General features: G+C 61.5%; 22 protein-coding genes. 14 read left to right on the top strand and 8 right to left on the bottom strand.

From position 1 onward, the window contains the following. Positions 1 to 73 precede the first annotated feature (73 nt). From mnmH to ACPJXG_RS13470, 10 genes are all read left to right on the top strand, one after another. A complete protein-coding gene (mnmH, locus tag ACPJXG_RS13515) occupies positions 74 to 1153 on the top strand; it encodes a tRNA 2-selenouridine(34) synthase MnmH (protein ID WP_425254553.1) in 1080 nt (359 codons plus the stop codon). A gap of 104 nt (positions 1154 to 1257) precedes the next feature. Then, the gene (selD, locus tag ACPJXG_RS13510) at positions 1258 to 2322 is read left to right on the top strand and encodes a selenide, water dikinase SelD (RefSeq protein ID WP_425254552.1); all 1065 of its coding nucleotides are present in this window, start codon (positions 1258 to 1260) and stop codon (positions 2320 to 2322) included. A 26-nt stretch (positions 2323 to 2348) separates the two neighbouring features. Next, positions 2349 to 3215 (top strand): putative selenate ABC transporter substrate-binding protein, encoded by an 867-nt coding sequence (locus tag ACPJXG_RS13505; protein WP_099377113.1) that lies wholly within the window; start codon positions 2349 to 2351, stop codon positions 3213 to 3215. Positions 3216 to 3345: 130 nt separating this feature from the next. Then, entirely contained in the window at positions 3346 to 4158 is an 813-nt protein-coding gene (locus ACPJXG_RS13500) for a phosphonate ABC transporter ATP-binding protein (protein ID WP_425254551.1), read from the top strand. Between the two features lie 11 nt (positions 4159 to 4169). Beyond that, complete coding sequence (locus ACPJXG_RS13495) at positions 4170 to 4982, top strand: PhnE/PtxC family ABC transporter permease (RefSeq protein WP_425254749.1); 813 nt, start codon at positions 4170 to 4172, stop codon at positions 4980 to 4982. Beyond that, on the top strand, positions 4979 to 5782 hold the full coding sequence (gene phnE, locus ACPJXG_RS13490) for a phosphonate ABC transporter, permease protein PhnE (RefSeq protein ID WP_425254550.1): 804 nt from the start codon (positions 4979 to 4981) through the stop codon (positions 5780 to 5782). Before ACPJXG_RS13495 ends, phnE begins: the two co-directional genes overlap by 4 nt. A 25-nt stretch (positions 5783 to 5807) precedes the next feature. Continuing rightward, positions 5808 to 6173 (top strand): hypothetical protein, encoded by a 366-nt coding sequence (locus tag ACPJXG_RS13485; protein ID WP_425254549.1) that lies wholly within the window; start codon positions 5808 to 5810, stop codon positions 6171 to 6173. A gap of 104 nt (positions 6174 to 6277) precedes the next feature. Beyond that, on the top strand, positions 6278 to 6772 hold the full coding sequence (locus tag ACPJXG_RS13480) for a GNAT family N-acetyltransferase (RefSeq protein ID WP_219309298.1): 495 nt from the start codon (positions 6278 to 6280) through the stop codon (positions 6770 to 6772). Between the two features lie 27 nt (positions 6773 to 6799). Then, positions 6800 to 7384, top strand: coding sequence for a hypothetical protein (locus ACPJXG_RS13475; protein WP_425254548.1), 585 nt, complete (start codon positions 6800 to 6802; stop codon positions 7382 to 7384). Positions 7385 to 7551: 167 nt separating this feature from the next. Beyond that, positions 7552 to 8277 (top strand): hypothetical protein, encoded by a 726-nt coding sequence (locus tag ACPJXG_RS13470; protein WP_425254547.1) that lies wholly within the window; start codon positions 7552 to 7554, stop codon positions 8275 to 8277. Here the strand turns inward: ACPJXG_RS13470 and ACPJXG_RS13465 are convergent, their stop codons facing one another. From ACPJXG_RS13465 to cyoA, 7 genes are all read right to left on the bottom strand, one after another. Next, positions 8278 to 8814 (bottom strand): response regulator transcription factor, encoded by a 537-nt coding sequence (locus tag ACPJXG_RS13465; RefSeq protein WP_099402007.1) that lies wholly within the window; start codon positions 8812 to 8814, stop codon positions 8278 to 8280. After that, on the bottom strand, positions 8804 to 10153 hold the full coding sequence (locus tag ACPJXG_RS13460; RefSeq protein ID WP_034748064.1) for an ATP-binding protein: 1350 nt from the start codon (positions 10151 to 10153) through the stop codon (positions 8804 to 8806). The genes ACPJXG_RS13465 and ACPJXG_RS13460 overlap by 11 nt, the downstream gene beginning before the upstream one ends. Further along, the gene (locus tag ACPJXG_RS13455; protein WP_035819020.1) at positions 10137 to 10973 is read right to left on the bottom strand and encodes an SURF1 family protein; all 837 of its coding nucleotides are present in this window, start codon (positions 10971 to 10973) and stop codon (positions 10137 to 10139) included. The genes ACPJXG_RS13460 and ACPJXG_RS13455 overlap by 17 nt, the downstream gene beginning before the upstream one ends. Then, a complete protein-coding gene (gene cyoD / locus ACPJXG_RS13450) occupies positions 10970 to 11356 on the bottom strand; it encodes a cytochrome o ubiquinol oxidase subunit IV (RefSeq protein ID WP_034748058.1) in 387 nt (128 codons plus the stop codon). Before cyoD ends, ACPJXG_RS13455 begins: the two co-directional genes overlap by 4 nt. Then, the gene (gene cyoC, locus ACPJXG_RS13445) at positions 11353 to 11991 is read right to left on the bottom strand and encodes a cytochrome o ubiquinol oxidase subunit III (RefSeq protein ID WP_034788486.1); all 639 of its coding nucleotides are present in this window, start codon (positions 11989 to 11991) and stop codon (positions 11353 to 11355) included. The genes cyoD and cyoC overlap by 4 nt, the downstream gene beginning before the upstream one ends. Further along, the gene (cyoB, locus tag ACPJXG_RS13440; protein WP_034748052.1) at positions 11984 to 13987 is read right to left on the bottom strand and encodes a cytochrome o ubiquinol oxidase subunit I; all 2004 of its coding nucleotides are present in this window, start codon (positions 13985 to 13987) and stop codon (positions 11984 to 11986) included. The genes cyoC and cyoB overlap by 8 nt, the downstream gene beginning before the upstream one ends. Positions 13988 to 14071: 84 nt before the next feature. After that, positions 14072 to 15055 carry a ubiquinol oxidase subunit II gene (gene cyoA / locus ACPJXG_RS13435; protein ID WP_071653323.1) on the bottom strand — a complete coding sequence of 328 codons (984 nt, stop codon included), beginning with the start codon at positions 15053 to 15055 and terminating at the stop codon, positions 14072 to 14074. A 217-nt stretch (positions 15056 to 15272) separates the two neighbouring features. Here cyoA and ACPJXG_RS13430 point away from each other — a divergent pair, with 217 nt between their 5' ends. After that, complete coding sequence (locus ACPJXG_RS13430) at positions 15273 to 16619, top strand: MFS transporter (protein WP_035819021.1); 1347 nt, start codon at positions 15273 to 15275, stop codon at positions 16617 to 16619. Between the two features lie 329 nt (positions 16620 to 16948). Here the strand turns inward: ACPJXG_RS13430 and ACPJXG_RS13425 are convergent, their stop codons facing one another. Next, on the bottom strand, positions 16949 to 17401 hold the full coding sequence (locus tag ACPJXG_RS13425; RefSeq protein WP_099402226.1) for an Hsp20/alpha crystallin family protein: 453 nt from the start codon (positions 17399 to 17401) through the stop codon (positions 16949 to 16951). 282 nt (positions 17402 to 17683) lie between these two features. On the opposite strand from ACPJXG_RS13425, the gene ACPJXG_RS13420 reads away from it, so the two are divergent. The 3 genes from ACPJXG_RS13420 to ACPJXG_RS13410 are packed head-to-tail and all read left to right on the top strand — an operon-like array spanning position 17684 to position 23231. Next, the gene (locus tag ACPJXG_RS13420) at positions 17684 to 21166 is read left to right on the top strand and encodes a response regulator (protein ID WP_425254546.1); all 3483 of its coding nucleotides are present in this window, start codon (positions 17684 to 17686) and stop codon (positions 21164 to 21166) included. Beyond that, on the top strand, positions 21166 to 22044 hold the full coding sequence (locus tag ACPJXG_RS13415) for a CheR family methyltransferase (protein WP_219309310.1): 879 nt from the start codon (positions 21166 to 21168) through the stop codon (positions 22042 to 22044). The genes ACPJXG_RS13420 and ACPJXG_RS13415 overlap by 1 nt, the downstream gene beginning before the upstream one ends. Next, the gene (locus tag ACPJXG_RS13410; protein WP_425254545.1) at positions 22041 to 23231 is read left to right on the top strand and encodes a hybrid sensor histidine kinase/response regulator; all 1191 of its coding nucleotides are present in this window, start codon (positions 22041 to 22043) and stop codon (positions 23229 to 23231) included. The genes ACPJXG_RS13415 and ACPJXG_RS13410 overlap by 4 nt, the downstream gene beginning before the upstream one ends. The last annotated feature ends 5 nt before the right edge of the window (positions 23232 to 23236 follow it).

Below are 23236 nucleotides of genomic sequence, written 5' to 3'. Positions count from 1 at the left end.
GCTTGCAGGGACTGACGGCACGGGCGTTTATCGGGGATAATACGTCTTTCCCCTTGCCAGCACCCGCGCCACGATGAAATACCCCGCAGTTCAGCCTTTCAGCGACATCCTGCCCCGCTTGAGCGAGTTCGATGCCATCATTGATGTGCGCAGCCCGTCCGAGTTCGCGGAAGACCACTTGCCGGGCGCCATCAACCTGCCCGTGCTCGACGACGAACAGCGCGTGCGCGTGGGCACCTTATACAAGCAGACGAGCGCGTTTGAAGCGAAGAAGCTGGGCGCGGCGCTGGTGGCGAAAAATATCGCGCGGCATATCGAAGAGGGTTTGCTCGGCCACCCGCAGCATTGGAAGCCGCTCGTCTACTGCTGGCGCGGCGGCAACCGCAGCGGCGCCATGGCGCACATCCTGGCGCGCATCGGCTGGCCCGTCACGCAGCTCGAGGGCGGCTACAAGGATTACCGGCGCCACGTGAACGCCGAGCTGGCCACCCTGCCCGAGCCCTTCGACTTCATCAACGTGCTGTGCGGTCCCACGGGCAGTGGCAAGAGCCGCTTGCTGCAAGTGCTGGACAGCCAAGGCGCGCAAGTGATCGACCTGGAGCAATTGGCGGCCCACCGCGGTTCCGTGCTGGGCGGCTTGCCCGAGGAAGACCAGCCATCGCAAAAAGCGTTTGAAAGCGCGCTGTGGCAGCAACTGCGCACTTTCGACCCGGCACTGCCCGTCTTCATCGAATCGGAAAGCAAGAAAGTGGGCCGTTTGCGCGTGCCCGATGCGCTGATGGAAAAGATGCGCGCGGCCGCTTGTACGGACGTCCGGCTGGCAACAGACCAGCGCGTGCAATTGCTGATGCAGGACTATGACCATTTCGTCGGCGACCCGGCGCGCCTGAACGTGCAGCTGGCCCTGCTGACGCAGCTGCATGGCAAGGAGAAAATTGCCCACTGGCAGCAACTGGGCACGTCTGGCCGGATGGCCGAGCTGGTGGAAGAACTGCTGGTACAGCATTACGACCCCGTTTACCGGCAATCGATTGCCCGCAACTTCAGCCGCTACGCCCAGGCGACGCCGCTGGTACTGCCCGATATTTCAGAACATGCCTTTGAGCAAGCCGCGCGCGCATTATGTGCTATCGTCGGAGACGGAAAGCAATGAACCCAAAGGCAGAATACCGGGGTCGGACCCTGAGGGTCCGACCCCAGATTTTGCGTCTGGGGTAAAAATGATCATAGCAGTACACAACATCAGCAGGAACTCCCATGTCAGATAGCGCAGTAACACCAAATACCCCCATCCGATTGACCGAATTTGCCCATGGCGGCGGCTGCGGCTGCAAAATTGCGCCGGGCGTGCTGGCCGACATTTTGAAGGGCAGCGGCGGCTTTCCCCTGCCGAAGGAATTGCTGGTCGGCATAGAAACCTCGGATGACGCGGCCGTCTACCAGCTCAACGACGAGCAGGCCCTGATCGCCACGACGGATTTCTTCATGCCCATCGTCGACGACCCGTTCGACTTCGGCCGCATCGCCGCCACCAATGCCATTTCCGACGTGTACGCCATGGGCGGCACGCCCATCATGGCGCTGGCCCTGGTCGGCATGCCGATCAACAAGCTGCCCGTGGAAACCATCGGCCTCATATTAAAAGGCGGCGAAACCATCTGCGCCCAGGCCGGCATCCCCATCGCGGGCGGCCACACCATCGATTCCGTCGAGCCGATCTATGGCCTGGTCGTGCTGGGCCTGGTTCACCCATCGCAAGTGAAACGCAACGCGGGCGCGCGCGTCGGCGACAAGCTGGTATTGGGCAAACCGATCGGCGTGGGCATCTTGTCGGCCGCGCTGAAGAAGAATGCACTCGATGCGGGTGGTTACGCTTCCCTGATAGCCAACACCACCAAATTGAATACCCCGGGCAAGAAGCTGGCTTTGCTCGACGGCGTGCATGCGCTGACGGACGTAACGGGCTTCGGCTTGCTGGGCCACACCCTGGAACTGGCGCGCGGCGCCAAGTTGCAGGCGCGCATCGCCATGGATTCCGTGCCGCTGCTGCCGCAAGTGCAGCAACTGGCGCACAACGGCAACATCACGGGCGCCTCCGGCCGCAACTGGCAAGGCTACGGCGCGCAAGTGGCGCTGGCCGACAGCCTGAGCGCCATCGACAAGGCCATTTTGACGGACCCGCAAACGGCCGGCCCCCTGCTGGTGGCCTGCGCGCCGGAAGCCGTCGAGCAAGTGCTGGCGATTTTCCGCGCCGAAGGTTTTGCCGACGCCGTCGTTATCGGCGAGATGCTGGAAGGCACGACCGGGGTTTCCGTATATTAATGAACAATTTTTTTAAAGGCAGTCCCATGACCACATTCTCAAAATTCCCCGCCATCCTGGCCACCGTTGCCGCTACCCTGGCCATCCACAGCGGCCTGGCGCAGGCGCAGCAAGTGCTGCGCGTGTCCGCCATTCCCGACGAAGCGCCGACGGAGTTGCAGCGCAAATTCAAGCCGCTGGGCAGCTACCTGGAGAAAAAGCTGGGCATGAAGGTGGAATTTACGCCTGTCACCGATTACGCGGCCTCCGTGGAAGGCTTGATCAACAACAAGCTCGACATGGTCTGGTTCGGCGGTTTTACTTTCGTGCAAGCGAACGTGCGCAGCGGCGGCAAGATCGTCCCGCTGGTACAGCGCGAGGAAGACACGAAGTTCCGCTCGGTGTTCGTGACCACCAGCAAGGACATCAATCAGTTGTCGGACCTGAAAGGCAAGAATTTCACGTTTGGTTCGGAATCGTCGACCTCCGGTCACTTGATGCCGCGTTACTACTTGCTGGCAGCCAAGATCAATCCGGACACGGACATGAAGCGCATCGCGTTTTCGGGCGCGCATGACGCCACCGTGGCGGCAGTTGCCGGCGGCAAGGTCGATGCGGGTACCTTGAACATTTCCGTTTGGGAAAAACTGGTCGAAGCCAAAAAAGTCGATCCCAGCAAAGTGCGCGTGTTCTACACGACACCGGGCTACTACGATTACAACTGGAGCGTGCGCGCCGACATGAACCCCGTCGTGCGCAAGAAGCTGACGGACGCCTTCCTGGCGCTCGATCCATCGACGGCCGAAGGCAAGGAAATCCTCGAACTCCAGCGCGCCACCAAGTTCATCCCGACCAAGGCCGAGAACTACAAGGATATCGAAGCGGCCGCGCGCGATGCGAAGTTGTTGAAGTAACTTTATTGCCGAACCTGTCGGATTACGTCCTGCGGACTAATCCGACCTACGCTGTCCGTTGTATGGCGTAGGTCGGATTAGCGGCGCAGCCGCGTAATCCGACACCGCCCCAAAAAAACCGAAACATCGCATGACATTCCAACTTCACAAGGTCTCCGTCCACCACGCGGGCGCCGCCGGCAATGCGCTGGCGCTGCGCGAGCTGGACCTGGACGTGGCCCAAGGTGAACAGATCGCCCTGATCGGCCCCTCCGGCGCCGGCAAGACCAGCTTGCTGCACACCTTGGCCTGCGCGCTGCGTCCGGCATCAGGCACATTGAACATCCTGGGCACTTCACCCTGGCAAGTCGCCAGCGCCGCGCGCCACCGCTTGCGCGCGCGCTTGTTCCTGGCGCCGCAAACGCCGCCGCTGCCGCCGCGCCAGCGGGTCGTCAACGCCGTGCTGGCGGGCCGCTTGCCGCAATGGAGCTTGTGGACGGCGATGCGCTCCCTGCTGGCGCCCGTCGACCCGCGCGCCGCGTGGGAAGCGCTCGGTAAATTCAATCTGCAAGACAAACTGTATGCGCGTGTCGACCGTCTGTCCGGCGGCGAACGCCAGCGCTGCGGCATGGCCCGCGCACTCGTGTCGGATGCGCAAGTGTTCCTCGTCGACGAACCCTTGTCCGCACTCGACCCCACACTGGCCTTGCAGACGATCCATGTGCTGCAGGCCGAAGCGGCGGAACGCAACGCCACCCTGATCTGCAGCCTGCACCAGGTGGAAATCGCCCGTGCCTGCTTTACGCGCATCGTCGCCCTGCGCGATGGCCAGATCGTGTTCGATGCGCCCAGCAGCGAGGTCAGCGACGCCATGATCGCCGAGCTGTACCGCAACAAGGCCGATCCGGCGCCGAAGTTCGAGGCCGTGGAAACGAATCTGGACGCGGCGAGGCCCCTTTGCTGAAGAGCACCGCCATGCCGCGCGACCCCGCCTGGCGCGGCCGGCTGACCGGCGCTGCCGTCGTGCTGCTCGTGCTGTGGCCGATGCTGGTGCAGGCCGAATTCAAGCCGTGGATTTTATGGGATGCGCAAAGCCTGGCGGCCACCTGGCAATTCATCGCCAGCTTCGTGCCGCCCGCCCACTCGCTGGAATTTTTGCAACTGGTGGCTGTGTCCAGCTGGGAAACCATCGCCATGGCCACGGCCGGCATGGCGCTGGCCATGCTGGGCGCCATCCCATTGACCCTGCTGGTGACGGAGCGCCTGTCGATCTCGCGCATCGGCAGCGGCAAAGTGTCGCCGCTGGCCGCCGCCTTGCGCCACGCAGTCCGTGCGCTGCTGGTGCTGCTGCGCAGCGTACCGGAACTGGTCTGGGCATTATTATTAGTGCGCATCGTCGGCCTGGGGCCGACGGCCGGCGTGATCGCCATTGCCCTTACCTATTGCGGCATGCTGGGCAAGGTCTACGCGGAAATCCTCGAATCATCGGATGCGTCCGCCTGCAACGCCCTGCTCCACAATGGCAGCGGCCGCCTGAAAGCCTTGCTGTACGGCGCCTTGCCCGAATCGGCCGCCGAACTGGTGTCATATACGATTTACCGCTGGGAATGCGCGATCCGCGGCTCCGTTGTCATGGGCTTTGTCGGCGCGGGCGGCCTGGGCCAGCGCATGGATGAATCGATGAAAATGATGGCGGGCAATGAGCTGGCCACCATGCTGATGGTGTTCGTGCTGCTGGTGGCGGGCGCCGACGCCGTGTCCGCCATGCTGCGCCGGAGGCTGGCATGAAGCATCCGAATTTCGCCGCGATACCCGCGCCTGCCCCCGTGCGCTGGTCGACCTGGGCCTTGCTGGCCGGTTTGCTGCTGCTGGTCATCGCCAGCTTCGCCACCCTGCCCCTGAAATGGGGCGAGTTCTTCAGCGCCGACGCCGTGCGCACGAGCGCCGACTTCCTGCACGGCTTCGCCCCGCCCGAGCTGGCGCCGAACTTCCTCATGAAAGTCGGCGTGGCCACGTTTGAAACCCTGGCCATGTCGGCCATCGGCACGGTCATCGCGGCAATATTGGGGGCCCTGCTGGCCCTGCCCGCCAGTGGCCGCTTTGGTTCCTTGGCGCGCAACGCCACGCGCGCGGTGCTCAACGTGCTGCGTTCGGTCCCGGAACTGGTGTGGGCTTCGATTTTGCTGATCGCCGCCGGCCTGGGCCCGTTTGCAGGCACCCTGGCGCTGGCCCTGCACACGGTCGGCGTGCTGGGCCGATTGTTTGCCGACGCGTTTGAAAATTGTCCGCCCTTGCCGGCCGCCACCTTGCGCATCAACGGCGCACGGCCCGCCGTGGCCTTCCTGTACGCCACCTTGCCGCAATGCAGCCCGCAGATGATGTCCTACACTTTGTACCGCTGGGAAAACAATATCCGCGCCGCCGCCATCCTCGGCGTCGTCGGTGCGGGCGGCCTGGGGCAGATGCTGAAATACCATCTGTCGCTGTTCCAGATGCAGAACGCCGCTACAGTCATCGTCGCCATGCTGCTGATGGTGGCCGCCGTCGACGGCCTCAGCTACCTGCTGCGCCGCGCCATGACCCGTTAACTTTCACTTTTCACAAGGACAAGCCATGTCAGGCTGGTGGACCATTATCTCGACAGAAACGCCGGAGCAAATGGCCGACATGACGCAAGTCAACAAGGATGCATTTCTCGCCACGTGGGAAGCGGGCCTGTTCGGCGCGGACTGGATCGCGCAACTGTGCCAGCAAGGCAAAGCGACCCAGCTGACCTTCAACGGCTTTCCCAACCGCTACACGGCGCTGGCAAGCGACATCGTTCCCCTGCTGCAGGCGGGCATTGCCGAGGCGCTGGATGGCGAATTTCCGCAAGGCCAGCTGACGGGCTGGCCCGGCTGCATTACCGTGCACAAGAACCGCATTGCCGTCTGTGAACCCGATCAACTGCTGACCATCGAAGTGTGGGACCAGTCCTGAGTTGCATCCGATAAATATGAACGGGAAGCCGGCACGGCAGCGATGCTGTTAATATCGCCAATGACCGCTATGACTGACCTTGTCGCCTGAGGAATCCTGAAGATTTGAACAATATTCTCATCCGCCCCACCACCGCCAGCGACTGGCCCGCCCTGAAAGCCGCGCGCCTGGCCGCCCTGCTCGACGCCCCCACGGCCTTTGGCGCCAGCCATGCCAGCGCGGCCGGTTTTTCCGATGCCGACTGGCAGCAGCGTGCCGTCAGCACGCCGCAGCGCACCTTTTTCCTCGCCTTTGATGGCGACAAACCCATTGGCCTCGCCGCGCAAGTGGTGGCCGGCAATGGCGAGTGCCATCTGATCGCCATGTGGGTGCATCGCGAATATCGGGGCCTGGCCGTGGCGCAGGGCCTGGTCGATGCCGTGAAACAATGCGCCGTGAACAATGGCCATCCTCGCCTGGTGCTTGACGTGGCACCGGAAAATGCGCGCGCGGCCGCGTTTTATCAGAAACAGGGCTTTGTCTTTTTGCCGGAATGGGAAGCGCTGGAAAGCCATCCGCATATCCAGGTGCAGAAAATGGAATGGCGGGAGCCTGCCTAGACATTAACAATGGAAAGAGGAAACGCGATGCGACGATCTATTGCAACAGTCCTGCTATTCATAAGCGCCCTTGCCGGCAAGGCAAACGCTGGCAATATTCCACAGATCGTTCTTGAATATGCCCATGCGTTTGCGCAATCAGAGGCGGCGAACAAGCAAGCATCCACGCCGCCAGCCGAATATGCGCAGTGGTTCTTTCAAGGCTTGACTCATCCATACGGTGGAATTCTCACGCAATCAGACGTCATGCGTGATGCCTACACGAATGGTCAACGCTATTGGCGCGACCATCCATCCGAACGGGCCAATATCATGGCAGGCTATGGCTACCGTACCATCGAACGCGATGGCGTCTGGTCGCGAGGCTTTGAAAAGAGCATGTTCCAGCCGGCCCAGCTTGACCTTGGTGACGCCGGCCCATGGTGGCTAAATTCCTTCGGCAGTGTTGCATGGCGGGACGTTGGCCTGGTGGCGCCCAATTCAGCCTATGAGCAGCCGCTTGTGCATATTGTCGCTTATCTCAGTCCCAAAGGTCATTATGGCCATCTGGGCGCCTATGAGCACGAGGCATTGGTCATTTCGGGCACCGCCATTAAAGCCGCAGATCATTGATGGCGAATCCGGAAAACAGCGATTTCAGGCACTCCATTCATCCCGATTGACATCCTGTCTTAAAAACCACCTGGCGCCTGTGTTTTTTTCTACACTCTGCCAAGCTGGGATTACGATTACTTGGGAGTCAAATGAACAGGATGAATATGCGTGCAATAGCTGGTCTTATGCTGTGTTTATACGGCGCCGCGGTACAGGCCCAGGCGGATACGGCGCAAGCCACGGAGCCATCCGCTCAGGATGTCGCGGCCTCCGTCAATGTCAAAGGCATCCGGGATCCGGACTGGAAGCCCTACAGTGCCATGCTCAAGGGCGTCAAACGCTTCGAGGAAAAACACGCGCTGGCGCCTGGCGCGCAGTTGCGCTTCATCTTGGAGCCGCGCCGTGCCGATGTCGACATGCACGCCCTCGCACTGCGGCTGGAAAGCGACGAAGCGGGGATGGCGATCCCGCTGAACGAGCGCAATATCTTCAGCTTGCCCGTCGAGCAAGGTCCGCTGTATGAAAAGGCCGAGCTGAGCGTGAACCGCAAGGCTGGCTCGGTCCGGTGGATTCCCTACGTCAGGAGCGCGGCCACCAGCGACACCATCCGCCGCCTGGGCGACCTGCGGCTGGCGTGCGAAGTGCATTGGGCCATCGACAAGGACACCTTGCCTTTCGCCATGCGCACGGCGATGGGCGCACTGGGCGGTCCCTGCAACTTCGTGTCGCAAAAGGGCACCTACAGCTTTTCCGAACCACGGCGCATCACGGCCGCGACAATCAGCTACAACGGCAAAAGCGCGCCCGTGCCCTTCAGTGGAACGTCGTTCACGCCGCCGTTGCGGGAACAGGACTGGGGCGATGACAGCGTTGTCGAGCTGACGTTCGACGACGCCCAAACTGCGCGGTGACTATTTCACCCGCTGCTTTTCCAGCTTGCGTGCCAAGGTGCGCCGGTGCATGCCCAGCCTTCTCGCCGTTTCCGAGATATTGAAATCCGTCTCGGCCAGCATTTCGTGGATGCGTTCCCATTCCAGGGTCTTGATGTTGGTGGCGCGGTTCGTCAGTTCGATGTCGGCGTTGCCGGCCACGTGGCCGAAGGCCGCTTCGATGTCGTCCGTATTCGACGGTTTCGCCAGGTACTGGCAGGCGCCCAGTTTGATGGCTTCGACAGCCGTGCCGATGCTGGCGTAGCCGGTGAGCACGACGATCAGCATGTCCGGGTCGTGCTGGTGCAGCATTTGCACGCAGGCCAGACCCGAGGTATTGCCGTTGAGTTTCAAATCGACGACGGCGTAGTCGGGGCAATGCTGCTCCAGCAAGGCGCTCGCTTCGTCGAAATTGGTGGCCAGGATGACCTGATAGCCGCGCCGTTCGAACGAGCGGCCCAGGGTGCGGGCAAACGCGGCGTCGTCTTCGATGATCAGTAACAGACGGTCATCCTGCATGGTGGTCGCTTTCTCTTTCCAGTTTGATGGCCGCCAGCGGCAAGGCCAGGTGCACCACCGCCCCGCCCTGCACCCGGTTGCGTGCCGTCACCGTGCCGCCCAGGGTACGCGCGACATTGACCACCAGGAACAGTCCGAGACCGCCGCCGGGCTTGCCCTTGCTGCTTTGATACGGCTTGCCCAGGTGCGTCAGCATCGACGGCTCGAAGCCGGGACCCGCATCGGTAATGACCAGGTGCAAGGCGTCCGCTTCGCGCGTGGCTTCAAAGCGCAGCCACTCGGGCGACGCTTCCAACGCATTGTCGAGCACATTGCAAATGGTTTGTTTCAGGGTCGAATCAAAGACGACGGGCACGTCGTGCTCGATGCGGTTATCGTACTCGAAACCCTGGATCGGCCGGCTGGTGCGCCACTCGTCGACCAGGTCGTTGAGGAAGGTATTGATCGTCGTTTTCACGGAAGATTCCCCGCGCGCCTCGCCCGCCGACAACAGAATGCCGCTGACGATGCTCTTGCAGCGCTGCAACTGCGCCTGCATTTCCGTGATTTCTTCCAGCAATTCGCTATTCTTGCTCAGTTCCGGCATGCGGCGCCAGTCGCCGAGGATGACGGAGAGGGTTGCCAGCGGCGTGCCCAGCTCGTGCGCGGCGCCCGAGGCAAGCAAGCCCATGCGGATGATGTGCTCTTCTTCCGCCGCGCGCTGGCGCAAGTCCGCCACCTTGGCGTCGCCAGCGCGCTGGTTGCGGTTGATGCGCGTGATGAACACCACCAGCAAGGCCGCGTTCAAAATGAAGCAGATCAGCAGGCCCTGCACGTAGAGGCTGGAAAAGCCCCGCTCCGGGTCGATCGGCAGGATCAAGGGGCCGGGCAGCAAGGCCAGGCCGGCCAGGCACAGGCTGGTGATGGCCACCATGATCCAGGTCGACCACACTTCCAGCAGCACGGCGCTGAGGATGACTTGCAGCAGGTACAGGAAGGCAAACGGGTTGCTGATGCCGCCGCTCAGGTAGAGCTGGGCCGTCAGCACGGTGACGTCGACCAGCAGAGCGAGGAACAGGGCCGTGTTGGAAACGGGCTGGCGTTCGTGCCAGCGCAAGAGGCTGGCAAGATTAAAAGCGATGAGGCAGGACAGCACTTCGAGCATGTAAGGCACGGGCAAGGCGATGCCCAGTCCCACGCCCACGCCGAAGATCGTGCTGATCTGGCCGATCACGGCCAGCCAGCGCAGCTGGATCAGCAACTTCATGTTCTGGTGGCCGGCCGGATGTTCCATCTCGGCCGCCACCGCACCGCGCTCTAACACTTCGCGGTTGGGCAGGATCTCAATCCTGCCCGGCATGGTCACTCTCTTGCGTGCCGGCACTACGGCGCGCGCGGCGGCGCTTGTCTTCGCGCACGAGCCACCACGTGATGCCGGCCACCATCAGGGCCAGCGCGAACCACGTCAAGGCGTACACGAGGTGGTTGTTGTGGAAGGAAATCACGGTCAGGCCGCCGACGGGTGCATCAACGGCCGTTTCCGATTTGGCCTTCGCATCGACAAAATACGGCGCCACATTGCTCAGCATGTGCGAGGCGCCGATGGCGGCCACGTCGCGCGAATACCAGTGCTGCGTGGCAGGACTGTTTTCGCGCAGGAAACCGCCGCCCGTCTCGCTGACGCGCAGCAAGCCGTCGACGTGGACGATACCGGCCGGCGTGCTGGCGGCGATGCCTTCCCGTTTCGGCACGAAGCCGCGGTTGACCAGCACGGTGCTGCCATCGGCCAGACGCAAGGGCGTCATCAGCCAGTAACCGCTGCCCAGTGCCGTCGTTGCTTGCACCAGGGTATTGAAAATGGGGAGATAGGTACCGGAGAGTCGCACATGGCGGTATTCATCCGTTTGCTGCGTGATGCTGGCCCAGGCTGCGGGTCCAGGTGCGTCCGTTGCGGGCGCATGTACGCGTTGTTCGACGCGCTCGATCAGGTCAAGCTTCCAGAACAGACGCTTGACTTGCCAGGTGCCCAGGGCACAGAAACCGGCAAACAAGATCCCCGCCAGCAAGGCCAATGCAATTTTTGAATAATGCACGACCATGCCGCGTGGGCCTGGCGCGGCATCTTGCGATGCGGCGCCAGGGGCGCGCCCGGTGTTGCTTGGGCGCGTATTACTCATCATGGAGCCGTTTTCGTATGCATGTACTCAGGCATCAGATCCGGCATCATGTTGTGGTTCATGTGGTACATGACCCACAGGGAACCGGCCATGGCGATGCCCACGATCATGATCGTGAAGATCAGCGCCATCATGTTCCAGCCGCCTTCGGACTTGGTGTTCATGTGCAGGAAGTACACCATGTGCACCACGACTTGAACAGCCGCGAACGCCAGCAGGACCAGGCCCATGGTGCCCGAGTTGGTGATGGCTTTCGTCATCACCAGCCAGAACGGGATGGCCGTCAGGATCACCGACAGGATGAAACCGATCGTGTAGCTTTTCAGGCTGCCATGATCGTGGTTGTCATGGTGGTGGCTATCGCCGTGTGTGTGGTGGTCGCTCATGGCAGCACTCCCATCAGGTAGACAAAGGTGAAGACGCCAATCCAGATGACGTCCAGGAAGTGCCAGAACAGCGACAGGCACATCATGCGACGGCCGTTTTCCGGAGTCAGGCCATGCTTGTTCAACTGGAACATCAAGGTCACGAGCCAGATCACGCCAAACGTCACGTGCAAGCCGTGGGTGCCGACCAGTGCGAAGAACGACGACAGGAACGCGCTGCGCTGCGGACCGGCGCCTTCGTGGATCAGATGAATGAATTCATACATTTCCAGCGACAGGAAGGCCAGGCCGAACAGGCCCGTGATGCCCAGCCAGACCAGGGTGCTGCGCAATTGCTTGCGCTGCATGGCCAGCATGGCGAAGCCGTAGGTGATCGACGACAGCAGCAGCATGGCCGTGTTGACGGCCACCAGCGGCAGGTCGAACAGCGCGGCGCCCGTCGGGCCGTCCGCATAGCTGCGGCCGACCACGGCGTACGTGGCGAACAGACAGGCGAAGATCAGGCAATCGCTCATCAGGTAGAGCCAGAAACCCAGCAGGCTGCCGTTTTCCGGGTGGTGCTCACGCACAAAGTAGCTGCGCGTGCTTGGTGCGGCGCCAGCGGCGCCGGTGTTATGGGCGATGGTATCAGACATGGCTGCTCAGCAATTTAGTATAAGCGTCTTCGGTACGGACCACTTCTTCCGCAGGAATGTAGTAATCGCGCTTGTAGTTAAAGGTATGGACGATGATGGTGACCATCATGATCACGAAGCCGATGCTGGCGACGAGCCACATTTGCCAGATCAGGCCAAAACCAACCAGTGCGCTCAGCGCGGCGATCACGAAACCAGCCCAGGTGTTCTTCGGCATGTGGATCTTCGTGAAACCGGACGTCGGACGCTGGTAACCGTGTTTCTTCATGTCAGTCCATGCATCGAGTTCGTGCACTTGTGGCGTGAAGGCGAAATTATAGTCTGGCGGTGGCGACGACGTCGACCATTCCAGCGTACGGCCACCCCATGGGTCACCGGTCACGTCGCGCAGGGCGTGACGGTTGCGGTAGCTGACGAAGAACTGGATCAGCATGGAAGCGATACCCAGTGCGATCGAGACGGCGCCAAACCAGGCGATGATGGTCCAGATTTGCAACGATGGATCTTCAAAGTGGTTGACACGACGGGTCACGCCCATCAGGCCCAGCACGTACAGCGGCATGAAGGCCAGGTAGAAGCCGACGAACCAGAACCAGAACGAGCACTTGCCCCAGAACACGTCGAGCTTGTAACCGAAGGCTTTCGGGTACCAGTAGTTGATTGCAGCAAATACACCGAAGACCACGCCGCCGATAATCACGTTATGGAAGTGGGCGATCAGGAACAGGCTGTTGTGCAGCACGAAGTCCGCTGGTGGTACGGCCAGCAACACGCCGGTCATGCCGCCGATGGTGAAGGTGACCATGAAGCCGATCGTCCACAGCATAGGCAGTTCAAAGCGGATACGGCCGCGGTACATGGTAAACAACCAGTTGAAGATCTTCGCGCCCGTCGGGATCGAAATGATCATCGTCGTGATGCCGAAGAAGGAGTTGACGCTGGCGCCCGAACCCATGGTGAAGAAGTGATGCAGCCATACCAGGTACGACAGGATCATGATGACGCAGGTGGCGTACACCATCGAGGCGTAGCCGAACAGGCGCTTGCTGCTGAACGTGGCGACGACTTCCGAGAACACGCCGAACAGCGGCAGGATCAGGATGTAGACTTCCGGGTGACCCCAGATCCAGATCAGGTTGACGTACATCATGGCGTTGCCGCCCAGTTCCGTCGTGAAGAAGTTAAAGCCTGCAACGCGGTCCAGCGACAGCATGGCCAGCACGGCCGTCAGTACCGGGAAAGCGGCGACGATCAGGATGTTGGTGCACAGTGCGGTCCAGGTGAAGACGGGCATTTTCATCCAGGTCATGCCTGGCGCGCGCATCTTGACGATGGTGGCGATCAGGTTGACACCGGACAAGAGCGTCCCGACCCCGGCAATCTGCAAGGACCAGATGTAATAGTCTACCCCCACGTCCGGACTGCCGACGATGCCCGACAGCGGTGGATATGCCAGCCAGCCCGTGCGGGCGAATTCGCCAACGAACAGCGAAGCCATGACCAGGGCGGCGCCCATGGTGGTCATCCAGAAGCTGAAGTTGTTCAGGAAAGGGAAAGCCACGTCGCGCGCGCCGATTTGCAGCGGCACCACGTAGTTCATCAGACCCGTCACGAAAGGCATCGCGACGAAGAAGATCATGATCACGCCGTGGGCGGTGAAGATCTGGTCGTAGTGATGCGGTGGCAGGAAGCCGGCATTGTCGCCAAAGGCAACAGCCTGCTGGGTACGCATCATGAGCGCGTCGGCAAAGCCGCGCAGCAGCATGACGAGGCCCAGGATCATGTACATGATACCGATTTTTTTATGGTCGATACTGGTGATCCAGTCGCGCCACAGGGTACCCCAGACGCGGAAATACGTCAGTGCCGCAACGAGTGCGATACCGCCCAGGGCAACCATCGCAAAGGTCACCAGCAGGATAGGTTCGTGAAATGGAATTGCATCCCAAGTCAGACGGCCGAATATAAGCTTCGTCAGATCAATATGGTCTAGCATTGTTACTCTCAGAGAAAAAAGGGAGGCGCCAGGCAAGCGGCGCCAGTATCTGCAGCGCAATGCGCTGCGGGATTCATGCAGTCGTTACTTGGCTTGAACGCCCTTTTCAACTACTGCATCGCTAGCGACTACTGCCGTTACGGCCGCTACCGGGCTATTTGCCATCGTCAATTTGTATGGCTCGACCGGCGTCACGCACAGGGCGTCGGAAACGATGGTGCGGTTCAGAATTGCCTTGTACAGATCGCTAGGTACGGCGCTGTAGCGGCGAACCGGATCGCGTTCGCTAGGCTGGGCCAGCGACAGGTAGTCGTCGCGGTTCAGCGCGCCGCCACCGGCACGTGCCGATGCCACCCATTTGTCGAAGTCCGCATCATTCACGCCATGGAACTTGAAGCGCATGCCCGAGAAACCGGCACCGCTGTAGTTGGCGGAGAAGCCTTTATAGACACCAGGCTTGTTGATGACGGCATTCAACTGCGTTTCCATGCCCGGCATGGCGTAGATCTGACCTGCCAGTGCGGGGATGAAGAACGAGTTCATGACGGACGAGGCGGTGATCTTGAAGCGGATCGGACGATCGACGGGCGCGTACAGTTCATTCACGGAAGCGATGCCTTGCTCCGGGTAGATGAACAGCCATTTCCAGTCCAGGGCCACGACTTCGACGATCATCGGCTTGTGGCTGGCAGGAATGGGGCGGTTGGCGTCGATACGGCTCAATGGGCGGTATGGATCGAGGGTGTGGGTGCTGATCCAGGTCAGCAGGCCCAGCACGATAATGATCAACAGGGGCGCGCCCCAGATGATCAGCTCGAGGCGAGTCGAGTGGTCCCAGTCCGGCTCGTATTTGGCCGCGGTGTTGTTTTTTCTATAGCGCCATGCGAAAAGCAGGGTCAGGGCGATTACCGGAACGATAATCAACAGCATCAGCAATGTCGAGATGACAATCAGATTGCCTTGCTGAACTGCGATGTCACCAGACGCATTCAGTACCACCGTATTGCAACCAGCCAACAATGCGAGAGGTAAAAGAAGCAGTCCGCGACGAACTTTTAATGAAAACATACAGGAAAGTCCAGTACAGGGGATGAAGATATGGTACTGTATTCTCACTGGAGCGCGTTGGCAATTGGACGTTTTGTCCACCCCCTTGCTCGGATTTTCACTCGGTGGTTGCGGAGTTTTCCTACAGCTATCTATTGAATAGTCCTACTCCGGGCGTGAGACACCCGGGGTATGTTACGCGTTGGCCGAACTCGAAACTATATTGGAGACGATCATCATGTCCAGCACGCGCATACACAGCGGGGATGTACCCGCCGACTTTTCCCCCCACTCCCTGCGCGACGCACGCGGGGCCGGCACGGTCGAATCGCATATCGACCCCGGTGAGATCGCCGTCGGCGTGATCATCGGCCGCGCTTCCGAATACTTTGACTTCTTTGTCTACGCCATCGCCTCGGTGCTGGTGTTTCCACGCGTCTTCTTCCCGTTTGAAGAACGCCTGGAAGGTACCTTATATGCATTCCTGATCTTTTCGTTCGCCTTCATCGCCCGTCCGTTCGGCACCGTGATCTTCATGGAGATCCAGCGCCGCATGGGACGCAGTGCCAAGCTGACGTTCGCCCTCTTCCTGCTGGGCGTGTCGACGGCCGGCATCGCCTTCCTGCCGACGTATTCGCACCTGGGCTTTGCCGCCATCATCTGGCTGTCCGTGCTGCGCATCGGCCAGGGCGTGGCCCTGGGCGGCTCGTGGGATGGCTTGCCGTCGCTGCTGGCCCTGAACGCGCCGGAAAACAAGCGCGGCTGGTACGCCATGCTGGGCCAGCTGGGCGCACCGGTCGGTTTCCTGATCGCCGCCGGCCTGTTCTGGTTCATGCTGACCACCCTGACGGATGAGGACTTCCTCGACTGGGGCTGGCGCTATCCTTTCTATGTGGCCTTCGCCATCAACGTGGTAGCCCTGTTTGCCCGCCTGCGCCTGGTGTCGACGAATGAATATGCGCGCCTGCTCGACGAACGCGAACTGCAGCCCGTGAGCGTGTTTGAAATGAGCCGCGGCCAGGGCCGCAACGTGCTGATCGGCGCCCTCGCCGCACTGGCCAGCTACGCCCTGTTCCACCTCGTCACCGTGTTCCCGCTGTCGTGGATTTCCGTCTACCAGACCCGTTCCGCATCCGACTTCCTGCAAGTGCAGATGCTGGGCGCCGTGCTGGCCGCCATCGGCGTCGTGATTTCCGGCGTGCTGGCCGATAAAGTGGGCCGCCGCACCACCCTGGGCGTACTGGCCGTGCTGATCGCCATCTTCAGCGCCTTCGTGCCAACCCTGATGGGTGGCGGCAACTTTGGCCAGGACGTCTTCATCCTCGTCGGCTTCAGCCTGCTGGGCCTGTCCTACGGCCAGGCAGCCGGCGCCGTGACGGCCAACTTCCCTGCCCGCTTCCGCTACACGGGTGCGGCGTTGACGTCCGACCTGGCCTGGCTGGTCGGTGCCGGCTTCGCCCCGCTCGTGGCGTTGGGCCTGTCGGCCAACTTCGGCCTCGCCTACGTCAGTTTCTACCTGCTGTCAGGCGCCGTCGCCTCACTGGCCGCCCTGAGCCTGAACCGGGCGCTGGAAATTCGCGACTGACATATATACAGAGGCAATCCGGGTGGCGGCGCGCCGTCACCCGGAACACCCCACGAAACGCCGGCACCGTCCGGCGTTTTTTCGTAGGTCAGCTTAGCCCGCAGGGCGTAAGCCGACAGGCGCGCCACGAAGATTGTCAGATTACGCTGCGCTAATCTGACCTACGCAACTAAAACCCGGCCCGGCGCGCAGTTTGAAAAAACGCCGGCATCGTCCCGCGTTTTTTCGTAGGTCGGCTTAGCCCGCAGGGCGTAAGCCGACAAGCACGCCACGAAGATGGTCAGATTACGCTGCACTAATCTGACCTACGCAGCTAAACCCGATCCGGCTCACTGTATCGCCAGCTGCCGGCCGCCCGTGCCCTCCTTCTTCGGCAAGTCCAGCAGCAACACGCCATTTTCATAGCGGGCCTGCGCGCCGGCCTCGTCCACTTCTTGCGGCAGCACGAAGCTGCGGTATTGCTGGCCGTACTCGCGCTCGCTGCGCACGCTCTTGCCGCCGCTATCGCGGGTCACCCTTTCATCCTTGAGTTCAGCGCTGATGGAGACGCGGTTGCCGTCGATGGACACCTTGATATCGTCCTTGTTGACGCCTGGAATGTCCGCCTGCACCTGATACGCTTGTTCAGTTTCGGAAATGTCGACGCGCATGCGTGGCGAACCGCCATCGCGCAGGCGCAGGGCGGGCGCGAAAAAGTCGTGCATGAATTCTTCCATATCGCTGAACGGGTCGAAACGTGCCAGCGGGTTTTGCGGATCGCGACGGATCAAATGATTAGCCATGATGTCCTCCTGCATGGTCTGGTTTGCACACGGTGGCCAGCCGCATGGGCGCCACCACCTCCTGCATCTTAGGATGTCAACAACCAATCTCTTTGATCCGCCTCAATCGTGGCCAGCTTGATTTTCAAGCTACTTTCATCTGTGCGCTGGCGCGCTTTGCACTACCTTGCGCCTGCGGAAAATGCCCCAAGGCTGTTATGCTAACGCACGCTATGCTTGACCACCAGAAATCTTGCATTTCAATTAAAATTGATTTTTTCGCGACAGCCTTCCACGGACATAATGAATACCAAGACCCCGATCGACTCCTTCAGCTTTCGCCGCATCCTCGCCCGCAATGTGACCTTGCCGCTGGTCATCGGGGTCATCACGGCCCTCGTGTTTGTCGGCCTGATCGCCTACCTGCTCTCGGCCCTGCGCTCGGTCGAACATTCCGAACGGGTGATCGGCAATGCGAATGAAGTCATGAAGCTGTCGGTCGACCTGGAAACGGGCATGCGCGGCTATTTGCTGACGGGCGACGAAACGTTCCTGGCGCCGTACAAATCGGGCAAGGCGAAGATCGCCGTGGAAATGACCACCCTGCTGGATCTGGTGTCCGACAGCCCCATCCAGGTGGACCGCTTGCGCCGCATCCGCGCGCTGCAAGGCCAGTGGCTCGATTACGCGGAAGCCGTGATCGCCCAGCGCCGCAACAACCAGGAATTCCTCGCGCGCGTGCGCCAGGGCGAAGGCAAGCTGGAATTTGACGAAATCCGCCGCGAATTTCTCGCCTTCCTGTCCATGGAACAGCGCTTGCGCCAGGAACGGGCCGATACGGCCGAAAGCCGCACCATGCTGGCCGTCGTCGTGTTCCTCATCCTCAGTCTGGGCTTGTCGGGCTTGCTGGCCTACCTGGGACGGCGCGAACTGCTGCGCCTGTCCGACATCTACAACGATGCGCTGGAGCAGCGCGGCAAGGATAACGACGTGTTGCAGGAGCAAGCCTGGCTGCGCACGGGGCAGACGGAGCTGGCGGCCCACACGAGCGGCCAACTGGGCTTGCCGCAACTGGGACGCCACGTGCTCGATTTCCTGGCCCACCGCCTCGACGTGGCCATCGCCACCCTCTACGTCATCGACGAGGATGGCAGCCTGCGCCGCACGGCCGTGTACGGTTTCAACGATCAGGGTGTGAAGGACAAGCAAGTCTTCAAGCTGGGCGAAGGCCTGGTGGGCGAGACGGCGCGCGAAAAGCGCCTCAAGCATGTGCAGCAAGTGCCCGACAATTACCTGACCGTGACGTCAAGCCTGGGCCGCGGTACGCCGCTGGAACTGGTCTTGACTCCAGTCAACAACGAAGGCGTCGTCAACGGCGTCATCGAGCTGGGCTTTACGCATCCCGTCAGCGCCCGCGCCAAGGAATGGCTGAACCTGATTGCCGCGAATGTCGGCACCTCGCTGGAAGCGGCCCTGTACCGCCAGCGCCTGCAAAACGTGCTGGAAGAAACCCAGCAACTGAATGAAGAGCTGGAAGTGCAGCAGGAAGAACTGCGCACGGCCAACGAAGAGCTGGGCGAACAGTCGCGCGTGCTGGAACAGTCGCAGGCGCACCTGGAAGAGCAAAAGGCGGCGCTGGAGCAGTCGAACGAGCAACTGGCCGTGCAGGCGCTGTCGCTGGACCAGAAAAACATGGCCATCGGCGAGGCGCACGCCCAGCTGGAAGCGCGCGCGGAAGAACTGCAGCGGGCCAGCCGCTACAAATCCGAATTCCTGGCGAACATGTCGCATGAGCTGCGCACACCGCTGAACAGCTCGCTGATCCTGTCCAAGCTGCTGTCGGACAATACCAGTGGCAACCTGACGCCGGAACAAGTGACGTTCGCGCAAACCATTTATTCAGCCGGCAACGATTTACTTACCCTCATCAACGATATCCTCGACATTTCCAAGGTCGAGGCAGGCAAGCTGGAATTGACGCCGGAAGCCGTGCCCTTCAACGAGCTGCTCAGCAGCATGAAGATGCTGTTCGGCGCCCAGGCGCAGCAAAAGAAACTGGTGTTTGACGTCAAGGTGGCGCCGGACGTCCCGCCGTCCTTCGTCAGCGACCGCCAGCGCCTCGAGCAAATCCTGAAAAACCTGCTGTCGAACGCCATCAAGTTCACGGATGCGGGCACGGTGTCCCTGCACGTGAGCACGGATGCGGCCGGCCAGGTGCGCTTCCAGGTGCAGGATACCGGCATCGGCATCGCCGGCGACCAGCAGCACAAGATTTTCGACGCCTTCCACCAGGCCGACGGCACCACCAGCCGCCGCTATGGCGGCACGGGCCTGGGCCTGTCGATTTCGCGCGACCTGGCCGCCTTGCTGGGCGGCAGCATCGAACTGGCCAGCACACCCGGCCAGGGCAGCACGTTTACCCTGGTGCTGCCGGCCGTCATGCCGGAACGCGCGGTGGAAGCGGCGTCGACGCCGACGCCCACCGCCGCGCCGCAAGCGCCCGCCGCGGCCGCCGCACCCAAGGCGGCGCCCGCCGCCAAGCCCGTGCCGCTACCCACCTTCGAGGATGACAGGAATAGCGTGCCGGCCGCCAAAACGGGCCAGCGTTCCGTGCTGGTGATCGAGGATGAGCCGTCGTTTGCCGGCATCCTGTTCGACCTCGCGCATGAAATGCAATACCGCTGCCTGGTGGCGCACGGCGCCGACGAAGGCTTGCGCCTGGCCGAGGAATTCCTGCCCGACGCCATCTTGCTCGACATGGGCTTGCCGGACCGTCCGGGCTTGCTGGTCTTGCAGCAATTGAAGGAAAACCCGCTGACGCGCCACATTCCCGTGCACATCGTGTCCGGCAACGACCAGATCCAGGAAGCCATGCAGCTGGGCGCCATCGGCTACGCCACCAAGCCGCGCACGCGCGAACAGCTGAAGGAAGTGTTCCGCAAGCTCGAATCGAAGTTTACGCAAAAAATGAAGCGCATCCTGCTGGTCGAGGACGACGAACGCCAGCGAGAAAGCGTGGTTCACCTGATCAGCGACGACGACGTGGAAATCACGGCCGTGGCGCTGGGCGAGCAGGCGCTGGAATTGCTGAAAACACAGATTTTCGACTGCATGATCATCGACTTGAAGCTGCCCGACATCCAGGGCAACGAATTGCTCGAACGCATGGAACATGAAGAGCTGTGCTCGTTCCCGCCCGTCATCGTCTACACGGGCCGCAACCTGAGCCGCGAGGAAGAAGCGGACCTGATGAAATACTCGCGCTCCATCATCATCAAGGGCGCCCGTTCGCCCGAGCGCCTGCTCGACGAAGTCACCCTCTTCCTGCACAAGGTGGAGTCCGAACTGTCGAGCGAGCGCCAGGGCATGCTGCAGCAGGTGCGCAGCCGCGAACGCGTATTTGAAGGGCGCAAGATTTTGCTGGTGGACGACGACGTGCGCAATATCTTTGCCCTGACGAATGCGCTGGAACAGCGAGGCGTGGTGGTGGAAATCGGCCGCAACGGCTTCGAAGCCATCAGCAAGCTCAACAGCGTGGACGATATCGACCTGGTGTTGATGGATGTCATGATGCCGGGCATGGATGGGCTGGAAGCGACGCGCTTGATACGCGCCGATGGCCGCTACAACAAGCTGCCCATCATCGCCATCACGGCCAAGGCCATGAAGAATGACCAGGAAGAATGCCTGCAGGCGGGCGCATCCGATTACCTGGCCAAGCCGATCGACCTCGACCGCTTGTATTCGCTGTTGCGCGTGTGGATGCCGAAGATGGAACGCATCTGATGTCTCTGCGCACCACGGACGCGCAACTGCACGCGCTGATGGAAGCGATCTATCAGCGCTACAGCTATGATTTTCGCGATTACTCCTTACCCTCGCAGCGGCGCCGCCTGAGTCAGGCGCTCGAACGCTTGCACTGCGCCGACGTGCCCGCCTTGCAGCAACTGGTGCTGGACGACGCGGCCGCCTTTGGCAAGCTGCTGCAGATTTTGACCGTGCCCGTCACGCAAATGTTCCGCGACCCGGCTTTTTTCCTCGCCTTGCGCGAACAGGTCGTGCCCGTGCTGAAAACCTACCCGTCGCCGACCATCTGGGTGGCCGGCTGCTGCACGGGCGAAGAGGCGCTGTCGCTGGCCATCGTGCTGCACGAGGAAGGCTTGCTCGAACGCAGCACGATTTACGCCACCGACATCAATCCGCAAGCGCTGGCCACGGCCGCGCGCGGCGTGTATCCGCTGCACCGGCTCGATGAGTACGGCGCCAACTACTTGGCCGCAGGCGGCCTGGGCCAGCTGGCCGATTACTACACGGTCGAACATGCCACTGCGCGTTTCCAGCAGCGCCTGCTCGACAGTATCAACTTTACCGACCACAGCCTGTCCACGGACAGCGTGTTTATTGAAACGCAATTGATTTTGTGCCGTAACGTGCTGATTTACTTCAACAAAACCTTGCAGGAGCGGGCCCTGGGCCTGTTCCACGACTCGCTGTGCCACCGGGGTTTCCTGGGCCTGGGCAGCAAGGAAAGCACGCATTTCACCCGCTTTGCCGCCGACTTCGAGCCATTGCCGGGTCCCGAAAAGCTCTACCGCAAGCGTGCGCCCTCGCACGCCGCTTCCCACTACGCTGGACGGCAAAGCCATGCCAGGAATGAAACATGATGAATGAAACAAGTACCAAACTGCTGATCGTCGACGACTTGCCGGAAAACCTGCGCGCACTCAATGCGCTGATCCGCGAGAGCGACCGCAGCGTCTACCAGGCATCCTCGGGCGAAGAAGCGCTGGCCCTGCTGCTGGAACACGATTTCGCGCTGGCCATCCTCGACGTGCAAATGCCGGAAATGGATGGTTTTGAATTGGCGCAATTGATGCGCGGCACGGAAAAGACGCGCCACATCCCCATCGTCTTCGTCACGGCGGCCGGCAAGGAAATGAATTTCGCCTTCCAGGGCTATGAAAGCGGCGCCGTCGACTTCCTGCACAAGCCGCTCGACATCAATGCCGTGCAAAGCAAGGTCAACGTCTTCGTGGCCCTGCACCAGCAGCGCAGCGAAACGCGGCGCCAGGTGCAGGCGCTCGAGCACAGCCGCCAGCAGCAGGAAGCGCTGCTGAAAGAATTGCGCGCCACGCAGGCGGAACTGCAGCGCTCGCTGCGCCTGCGCGACGAATTCATGTCCATGGTGGCGCACGAACTGCGCACGCCCCTGAACACGCTGTTTTTGGAAACGCAGATGCGCACCGTCAACCTGGAACGGGGCAACCTGGCCGCTTTCGAGCCGGACAAGCTGGGCAAGATGGTGGCGCGCGACGGGCGGCAAATCCGCAGCATGGTGCGCCTGATCGACGACATGCTCGACGTCTCGCGCATCACCAGCGGCAAGCTGTCGATCCGCCGCGAAGCCGTCGACCTGACCTGCCTCGTGCGCCGCGTGGCGGACGACCTGGCGCCATATGCGGCCACGACGGGCAGCGTGCTGGAAGTGATGGCCTTCGAGCCCATCCACGGTTACTGGGATGCCTTCCGCGTCGAGCAGATCGTCGTCAACCTGATCAGCAATGCCGTGCGCTACGGCCAAGGCCAGCCCGTGGAAATCAGCCTGGCGCACACGCAAAACAGCGCCGTCATCGAAGTGCGCGACCATGGCATCGGCATCAATGCGCGCGACCAGGAACGCATTTTCGACGCCTTCGAGCGCGTCATCCACCAGGACCGCACGGGCGGCCTGGGTCTGGGCCTGTTCATCACCAAGCAGCTGGTCGATGCGCACGGCGGCGCCATCACCCTGCAAAGCCAGCCCGGCAATGGCGCCCTGTTCAGCGTCACTCTGCCGCTGGCCGGCAGCTGAGGCCC

Source organism: Janthinobacterium sp. NFX145, from assembly GCF_049810325.1.
Taxonomy (GTDB): domain Bacteria; phylum Pseudomonadota; class Gammaproteobacteria; order Burkholderiales; family Burkholderiaceae_D; genus Janthinobacterium; species Janthinobacterium rivuli.
This window is presented reverse-complemented; position numbering and strand designations above follow the sequence as displayed.